This window comes from Streptomyces sp. ICN903 (assembly GCF_022015835.1).
Lineage (GTDB): Bacteria > Actinomycetota > Actinomycetes > Streptomycetales > Streptomycetaceae > Streptomyces > Streptomyces fenghuangensis.
This window is the reverse complement of sequence record NZ_JAKMAY010000256.1, coordinates 1-8398: the sequence shown is the minus strand read 5'-3', so window position 1 is coordinate 8398 and position 8398 is coordinate 1. Positions and strand designations below refer to the sequence as shown.

The window sequence follows — 8398 nt, the reverse complement described above, 5'->3', positions numbered from 1 at the left end:
CTCCTGCTCCCCTCCCCTGCCGCCTTCCCCACCGCCTCCCGGGCGAGGAAGGTAAAGAAAGCAAAGAAACCTGGAACCCGGTCCCCCACCGTCGGCGTTGGAGAGGGTAGGAAATGGACCAGTAAGGGCCAGCACGGAAACACCACAGAAGGGCATCCCCATGGCTGTAAGCCTGTCCAAGGGCGGCAACGTCTCGCTCACCAAGGAGGCCCCCGGCCTGACCGCCGTGACGGTCGGCCTCGGCTGGGACGTCCGTACGACCACCGGCACCGACTTCGACCTCGACGCCAGCGCCATCGCGGTCAACGCGAACGGCCAGGTCTACTCGGACCAGCACTTCGTCTTCTTCAACAACAAGGCCACCCCGGACCAGGCGATCGTCCACACCGGTGACAACCGCACCGGTGAGGGCGAGGGCGACGACGAGCAGATCAACGTCAACCTCGCGGCGCTGCCCACCGACATCGACAAGATCGTCTTCCCGGTGTCCATCTACGACGCCGAGAGCCGCAGCCAGAACTTCGGCCAGGTGCGCAACGCCTACATCCGCATCCTCAACCAGGCCGGCGGCGCCGAGATCGCCCGCTACGACCTGAGCGAGGACGCCGCCACCGAGACCGCCATGGTCTTCGGCGAGCTCTACCGCCACGGCGCGGAGTGGAAGTTCCGCGCGGTCGGCCAGGGCTACGCCTCCGGCCTGGCCGGCATCGCCAAGGACTTCGGCGTCAACGTCTGATCGCCCGACGCCTCGCGAGGGCGCCCGGCACCGCATGTGCGGTGCCGGGCGCCCTGCGCGTTCCACGGCTCCGCCCGTGGCAGGAGCAGGGGCAGCGCAGCAGGGCCGCGCCCTCGCAGGGCGGCTCGGCCGCCTCGCCGTCCCGGCAGGTGCGGTGCCGCCCCGGACGGCACGCCACCGACCGGTACTCCTCGCCCGCCTCAGGAGTGCGGACCTCGCGACCTCGCCCTTGAGTCGCCGCCCGGTGGGCGTACGCCCACCTCGCCGTGCCACCATCGCTTCCGTGCTCGACATCGGCTACTCCCTCTCCCGCCGCTTCCCCGACCCGCCGCAGACCGACTACCGCACGGCGGACGCGCGGGCGCTGCGGCACGACCTGTTCTGCGGTGACGTCTACCTCGCGGACACCGAGACGGACCGGGAGCTGTCCACCGCGCGCGGCACCGTGCCGGTGCTCGACTTCGCCTGGGCACTGTGCGACATCGCCGAGCGCCTCGACCGCGATCCGCTCGGCAGCCGCGCCGCCAAGCCGCAGTACGCCGAGCTGGACTTCGTGGAGTCGGCCGACAGCCTCCATTTCGCGCGCCGCTTCGGCTGGGTGGACGTCACCGCCGACTGGCTGCCCGCCGACGAGCCGCCGCTGACCGTCAACCACGGCGAGCTGCGCCGCGAGGCCCGCGACTTCCTGCACGACCTGATCGCCGACCTCACCGACATCCACGAGGGGCTGGGCGACAACCCCGTGCTCTGGGACCTCCAGGCCCGCTTCCCCAGGGTCTGAATCCGCCGCTCCCCCAACGGTCCCGCCCCAACGGCCTTGACCTCAAGCCCGCTTGAGGTCGGAGAGTGGTCACCGCCGCGCCGGCGCCCGCCGGACCGGCCGACCATCCACCAGCCACGGGGAGAGCCCATGCACGCCGTACGTCTGCACGCCTTCGGACCCGCCGGGAACCTCCGCTACGAGCGGGTCCCGGACCCCGAGCCCGGCCCGGGCCAGGTGCGGATCGCCGTCGCGGCGGCCGGGGTGCACCTGGTGGACACCGCCCTGCGCGAGGGGCTGCGACTCGGCCCGACGCCCACGCCCGCCGAGCTGCCGACCATCCCCGGGCGGGAGGTCGCCGGCACCGTGGACGCGCTGGGCGAGGGCGTCGATCCGGCGTGGCTGGGCCGCCGCGTCGCCGCCCATCTGGGCATGGCGCCCGGCGGGTACGCCGAGCTGGCCGTCACCGGCGCCGAGCGGCTGCACCCGCTGCCCGGCAGCCTGAGCGAGGACCACGCCGTCGCCCTGGTCGGCACCGGCCGCACCGCCATGGGCGTCCTCCGCTTCGCCGGCCTCTCCCCCGCCGACACGGTGCTGGTCCTGGCCGCTGCCGGGGGCATCGGATCGCTCCTGGTGCAGTACGCCCGGCACAGGGGCGCCACCGTCGTCGGCGCGGCGGGCGGGCCGGAGAAGGTGCGGGCGGTGGAGGACATGGGCGCGGACCTGGCGGTGGACTACACCCGGGGCGACTGGACCGAGCGGATCCGGGAGAAGTTCGGGGAGCGTCCCGTCACGTACCTCTTCGAGGGCGTCGGCGGCGGTCTCGGCCGCACGGCCATCGCCCTCCTCGCCCCCGGTGGCTCCCATCTCTCCTACGGTTACGCCTCGGCCGGCTTCTCGCCCGAGGGGCAGGTCGTGCTGGGCGAGGAGGAGCAGCGGAAGCTGGGGGTCACCTCGCGCTCGGTGCTGGGCAGGCCGATGTTCGACCGCATCGGCGGTATGGAGAACATCCGGGTGCTGGAGGAGGAGGCCATGGCGCTGGCCGCCGAGGGCGTCCTCGTCCCGCCCGTCCACCACTTCCCGCTGGCCCACGCGGCCCGCGCCCACCGCGCGCTGGAGACCCGCGCCACCCTGGGCAAGGTCGTCCTCGTCCCCTGACCGGCCAGCCGTCAACCGTGACCGGTGGCTTACCTCCGTCGGGTGGTCTCCCTGGTAAAGCATGTCGCCGCGTTCACAAAAGTATAGCTTCGATGCTATGAACTGGGGTACCGTTGAGCTCGAACCCGAGGTCGCATCGTGGTTGGAGCATCTGGATGACAAACGCTGGGCACAGGCTCTGATGCACCTCGACCTGCTGGAGGAGAGAGGCGTCCACTTGGGGGAGCCGTACACGAGGCAGCTCGACGGCAAGTTGCGGGAGTTGCGCTTCTACTGTGGCGGAGAACGGACTCGTATCACCTACTGGATCGCCCCCGGGCGCCGGATCATCATGCTCACCGTGTTTCCCAAGACACGGATGAGGGAGTTCCAAGAGGTGGACCGCGCAAGACGGGCCCTCGAGAAGTGCCGGGACGAGGGACACACCGTGGAGGAGGAGCTGTGACCGACACAAGCGGACGTACGGGCCTTGCCCAGGCTCGCGGAGCACGTCCGGTCAGCGCCGAGATCGAGCAGGAGTACGCGGCGGCGCGGCTGAGGTTCGAACTGGGCGAGACGGTGCGCGGCCGCCGTCTGGAGCTCGGGCTGTCGCAGGGCGAGGTGGGGCGCAGGGCCCGGATGACGCAGTCGGCGGTCGCCCGGTTCGAGGCGGGGGGCACGGTTCCCACGCTGCCCGTGCTGGCCCGGCTCGCCGAGGCTCTGAACCTGGACCTGCGCGTGGACCTCACCCCGCACGCCGAGAGCGCGTAGGCGGGGCCCGCCCGGGCCGCTCGGTGCGGCGCGGGCGGGCCCCGGTCCCGTGGGGGGCTGTCGGGTTCGTCAGCGCAGGTAGACGTTGGGCCGGGGCGGGGTGCTCATGCCCTGGCCGAGGAAGAAGCCCGGGTGCGGCGGCTGGTTGTAGGCGGTGTTCTGCCAGGCCAGCGCCACCCGGTACTGCGCGTCGTGGACGAGGGTGTGCAGCTTCAGGTCGGTCGGGATGGTGGTGGCGTAGATGCGCAGCGCGGAGTTGTCGCTGTGCCGCCAGATCACCTCCTCGCGCCAGTCGCCGAACAGGTCGCCGGAGAGGACGGGCGTGGACTTCGTGCCGTTGCTGGAGGCCACGCCGCTGCCGGTCAGCAGGCGGGTGTCGCCGCCGGTGCCGTACTTGTCGATCCGGGTGCCGTCGAGGAGTTCGCGCACCGGGTCGCCGTCCCACCAGGCGAGGAAGTTGGCCGAGGACGGGTTGCGGCCCACCTCGCCGCCGGAGGCGTTGCGCAGCCGGTCCATGTTCGGACCCGAGCCCCAGAACTCGGCCCCGGCGTTGCCCGCGTGTATGTCGCCGGCCGCGCCGCGTCCCGGGCCCTCGCTGCCGCTGGTGGGCGTGCGGTGGATGACCTGGCCGGTGCGGGCGTCGTGCAGGTCGGAGCCGGGCTGGTTGCCGGGTTCGTGGATGGTGAAGACCTCCAGGCCGGACCGGGAGGGCACGAAGTCGCCCACGTGCAGGGCGTCGCCGTGGCCGAAGCCGGTGGCGTACATCAGGGTGCCGTTGTCGTCGACGGTGGCCGAGCCGTAGACGATCTCCTGGCGGCCGTCGGCGTCCACGTCGGCGACGGACAGCTGGTGGTTGCCCTGGCCGTAGGCCGCGCCGTTGCCGGAGTTGTCGGAGTCGAACAGCCAGCGCCGGGTGAGCTGCCCGTTCCGGAAGTCCCAGGCGGCGATGGTGGCGCGGGTGTAGTAGCCGCGGGCCATGATCAGGGAGGGCCGGGCGCCGTCGAGGTAGGCGGTGCCGGCCAGGAAGCGGTCGACGCGGTTGCCGTAGGAGTCGCCCCAGGAGGAGACGTTGCCGCGGCCGGGCTCGTAGTTCACGGTGTCCAGCGCGGCGCCGGTGAGTCCGTCGAACATCGTCAGGTACTCGGGGCCGGACAGGATGTAGCCGCTGGAGTTGCGGTGGTCGGCGCCTGCGTTCCCGATGACGGTGCCGCGTCCGTCGCGGGTGGCGTCGGCGGTCTTCATGGCGACCTCGGCGCGGCCGTCGCCGTCGTAGTCGTAGACCTGGAACTGGGTGTAGTGGGCTCCGGCACGGATGTTGCGGCCCAGGTCGATGCGCCACAGCCGCTGACCGCTGAGGCGGTAGGCGTCGATGTAGACGTTGCCGGTGGTGCCGGACTGGGAGTTGTCCTTGGCGTTGTCCGGGTCCCACTTGACGACCAGTTCGTACTGCCCGTCGCCGTCCAGGTCCCCGGGGGAGGCCTCGACGGGGGTGTAGGTGGAGCCGGGGCGGGAGAGCGGCACGTCCAGGTGGTTGCCGCCGGTGAAGCGCAGCGAGGGGCCGGAGGCGGCCTGTTCGGCGCCGTCGACCACCGCGCGCACGGTGTAGGAGGCGTCGGCGGGGGCGCCGGCGTCCAGGTGGTTGGTGGAGCCGGTGATGGGCGAGGAGTTCACCTTCGTCCCGCCCCGGTAGAGGTTGAAGGCGGTGTCGCGGCTCTCGGTCCCCAGCAGCCGCCACGAGACGAGGTTGCCCGATCCCGAGCGGACCGAGACCAGGCCCCGGTCGAGGTCCTCCATCTGCTTGGCGTCCCCGGGCGGGGGCTCGTTCCCGCCTCCGTCGTCGCCGCCCACCCTCACCAGGCGCCACTGCTGGTTGTGCCCGCCGGTGTCGGTGTACTGGGAGATCCTCGCGCCGTCGGCGGTGGACCACTCCCACACGTCCAGCGCCTTGCCGCTGTGGCGGTTGATCAGCCGGACGTGGCCGCCGTCGGAGTCGGCGACGCGGAACTGCTGGTTGTGACCGTTCTTGTCGTCCCACTGGACGACGTTCGCGCCGTCGGCGGTGGAACGTGCCTCCACGTCCAGCACCTTGCCGCTGTGGCGGGCGGCGATCCGGTACCAGCCGTCGCCGGAGGGGACGAAGCGGAACTGCTGGTTGTAGCCCGTCCCCGGCGTCCACTGCACCACGGAGGCGCCGTTGTCGGTGGAGCGTTCGAAGACGTCGATCGCCTTGCCGCTGTGGCGGGAGACGAGCTGGTAGTAGGCGGAGGTGTCGATCTCCGCGGCGCCGGCCTCCTGCGCGGGCAGGGCGACGAGCGAGACGGCGGCCAGCAGCGCGGCGCACGCGGCGGCGTACAGCCCTCTCAGGCGGGAGCGGGGGCTCGAGCGGGGTCTCGGGGTTGTGCTGTGGGCAGGCATGGCGGCTCCTTTTCGGGGGTGGCGCACCCACGGGTGGGGGAAGAGCCTGGGTGAATCGATTCATCAGCACGCCGGACGGAGAGGTGCACGCCAGGGGCGCCGACGGAAGGTGTGGTGCGGGAGAAAGCGTGGGAGCGCTCCCGAGACGATAGGGGCGGCCGACGCGGGACGGCAAGGGCCGTGCACGGACGAAGTGGCGGGGCCGGCCCGGGCCGGCCCCGCGGCGCGGTCCGTCACACCGCCGGTTCGACGGGCAGCCACAGCTCGCAGGTCGCGGTGGTGAAGTCGTCGGCGCGCTCCAGGACCGCGACGATCGAGGGCCCCGGCCGCAGCCGCCACGGGTTGGAGGGGAACCACTCGGTCGCGGTCGCGGCCCAGGTCGCCTGCAGGGCCTGCGGATACGGTCCGGCGGTACGGAAGACCGCCCATCTGCCGGCCGGCACCTCGATGGTGTCGAGGTCGCCGGGGACCGGCGTGTCCCGGGAGACGGCGACCCCGTGCAGATAGGTCAGTTCGCTCCCCTCCGTGGCGTCGGGGTCGAGGTCGTCGCAGACCTGCAGCAGGCCTCCCGGCTCGGTGTCGCAGAGCTCCTTCAGCCGGAGGTGCTCCTCCTGCGGCAGTGCGGCGATGTGCCGCTGGATGTGCGGGTTGACGCCCTGGTGGATGAGCGGAACGCGGGCCGCGTGTCCGGCCAGGCGGAAAGCGGGGCGGTCGGCGAGGCGGGTGTCCATGGGGGTGCTCCCTTCGACGGTCAGGTGGAACCTGAGCTGCGGTTGTGCGCGAAGGGGGCCTCCGTCGCGGCGCACGTCACCGGGGCCGGCGCCGTGGACGGCGCGGAACGCGCGGCCGAACGCCTCGGCCGAGCCGTATCCGTACCGGACCGCGATGCCCAGCAGACCGTCCTCACCGCGGACCACGTCGGCGGCGGCGACGGTCATGCGGCGCCGGCGCGCGTACTCCGACAGCGGCATCCCGGCCAGCGAGGAGAACATACGGCGCAGGTGGTACTCGGTCGTACCGAGTTCCCCGGCCAGCCCCCGGACGTCGAGGTCCTCGGCGAGGTGCCGCGCCGTCTGCTCTGCGATGTGCTCCTCGACGAGGTCGACGAGCCGGTTGAGTGCCGAGATCACAGGCCCTCCCTTCGACGCCCACCCTGCCCGGCGGGCCCACGGTCCGACCCGACCGCCGCGGTCCGCTCCGATCATGCGCCCGGGCGGGCCGGGCCGTCCACGCCGACGCTCCCGCCCCCGGGTCCGGAAGCGGGCCCGGGAGCGGGAGCCGGGGGCAGGAGCGGGGGACGGGCGCGCGTCAGCCGGCGGAGGGACCGGCCCACCCGGCCGGGACGTGCCCCACGCGCACCCGCTGCGGGTGGTCGCCGACGGGCACGGAGGCCACCTTCCGGCCGGTCGCGAAGTCGATCGCGGTGACCTGGTCGGATCCGCTCTCGGAGACCACGCAGTGCCTGCCGTCGCCGCTCACCGTCGCCCAGTACGGCTTGGAGACCTCCACAAGCGGCCCCTCCTCCAGCGTCCTGCGGTCCACGACGGTGGCGTAGTCGTCCATCGTCCCGGCGACGCACAGCTTCGTGCCCCGGGGGTTCATCGACATGCCGTGGTGGCGCGAGTCGTTGACCCAGGTGGTGCGGTCCTCGTCGGTGTCCGGGTTCTTCGGCAGCTCCTTGATCCGGGTGATCTCGTCGGCGGCCACGTCGTACTCCAGGAAGCCGTTGAAGAACGACACCTGGAAGTACAGCCTGGACTCGTCCGGTGTGAAGGCCACGGGCCGCACCGAGTCGGAGAGGTCCTCTCGGCCGAAGGCGTCCAGCCGCTCGCGCATGTCGATCACCTTCACCCGCTCGAAGGTGTGCGCGTCGGCGACCGTGATGCGCCGGTCGCCCTTCGTCCAGTCCAGCCAGGGCGCGTCGAGGTCGTTGTTGACCTCCCCGATGGACATGTTCCAGATGTACCGGCCGCCGTCGGTGAAGACGTTCTCGTGCGGCTTGTCGCCGGTCTTGAACGAGCCCACCTCCTTCCCCGTGACGATGTCGAGGACGTGGACGGTGTTGGAGGTGGAGGCCGACACCGCCACGCGGCGGCCGTCGGGCGAGACCGCCATGTGGTCGGAGCGGAAACCCGACACCGGGAAGCGCCAGTTGACCTTCCCCGTGGCCACGTCGATCGAGACCACGTCGGCGAAGCTGGGGCGGGAGACGACGACGGCCGAGCCGTCCGGGGTGGAGTACATGTCGTCGACGTACTGGTCGTGGCCCTCGCCGACGGTGTGGCGGATGCCGAGGAAGAAGGCGAGTCGGATCGGGTTGAGGTGGATCTCCCGCATCCGCTCCTTCTTGTCGGGGACGACGTTGATCCGGCCGACCTTCGCGTAGTCGCCGGTGGACTCGATGACGTCGGCCGTCCCGTCCCAGTTGTTGCCGACGAACAGGACCTCGTTCAGGCCTCCGCCCGCCGGGCCGCCGCTCGCGTCGGTGGGCGCGGCGGAGGCGGGTACGGCGGCCGTGACGGCCAGGACGAGGGCCGCGGCGCATCCGCCGATCCCGCGGGCTCGGCGGGACGGGTGGG

General features: G+C 72.1%; 8 protein-coding genes. 5 read left to right on the top strand and 3 right to left on the bottom strand.

What is annotated here, in order from left to right; translation table 11 throughout:
- The first annotated feature begins 160 nt into the window (after positions 1-160).
- The 5 genes from L7D48_RS22210 to L7D48_RS22190 all read left to right on the top strand — a co-directional run bounded on the left by L7D48_RS22210 (position 161) and on the right by L7D48_RS22190 (position 3404).
- Positions 161-736 carry a TerD family protein gene (locus L7D48_RS22210; protein ID WP_237881737.1) on the top strand — a complete coding sequence of 192 codons (576 nt, stop codon included), beginning with the start codon at positions 161-163 and terminating at the stop codon, positions 734-736.
- A 283-nt stretch (positions 737-1019) separates the two neighbouring features.
- Positions 1020-1517, top strand: a complete 498-nt coding sequence (locus L7D48_RS22205) for a hypothetical protein (protein ID WP_237881735.1) — start codon at positions 1020-1022, stop codon at positions 1515-1517.
- A 129-nt stretch (positions 1518-1646) separates the two neighbouring features.
- On the top strand, positions 1647-2654 hold the full coding sequence (locus L7D48_RS22200) for a zinc-binding dehydrogenase (RefSeq protein WP_237881733.1): 1008 nt from the start codon (positions 1647-1649) through the stop codon (positions 2652-2654).
- 142 nt (positions 2655-2796) lie between these two features.
- Positions 2797-3099: a type II toxin-antitoxin system RelE/ParE family toxin gene (locus tag L7D48_RS22195; protein ID WP_237881731.1), complete on the top strand. Its 303-nt coding sequence runs from the start codon at positions 2797-2799 to the stop codon at positions 3097-3099.
- Positions 3096-3404, top strand: coding sequence for a helix-turn-helix domain-containing protein (locus tag L7D48_RS22190; protein ID WP_237881730.1), 309 nt, complete (start codon positions 3096-3098; stop codon positions 3402-3404). The genes L7D48_RS22195 and L7D48_RS22190 overlap by 4 nt, the downstream gene beginning before the upstream one ends.
- 69 nt (positions 3405-3473) lie before the next feature.
- Here the strand turns inward: L7D48_RS22190 and L7D48_RS22185 are convergent, their stop codons facing one another.
- The 3 genes from L7D48_RS22185 to L7D48_RS22170 form a co-directional block, all read right to left on the bottom strand.
- The gene (locus L7D48_RS22185) at positions 3474-5819 is read right to left on the bottom strand and encodes an RICIN domain-containing protein (RefSeq protein ID WP_305853168.1); all 2346 of its coding nucleotides are present in this window, start codon (positions 5817-5819) and stop codon (positions 3474-3476) included.
- Positions 5820-6052: 233 nt separating this feature from the next.
- Positions 6053-6949 carry a GyrI-like domain-containing protein gene (locus tag L7D48_RS22175; RefSeq protein ID WP_237881728.1) on the bottom strand — a complete coding sequence of 299 codons (897 nt, stop codon included), beginning with the start codon at positions 6947-6949 and terminating at the stop codon, positions 6053-6055.
- 178 nt (positions 6950-7127) lie between these two features.
- Positions 7128-8372 (bottom strand): YncE family protein, encoded by a 1245-nt coding sequence (locus tag L7D48_RS22170; RefSeq protein WP_237881739.1) that lies wholly within the window; start codon positions 8370-8372, stop codon positions 7128-7130.
- Positions 8373-8398: the final 26 nt, after the last annotated feature.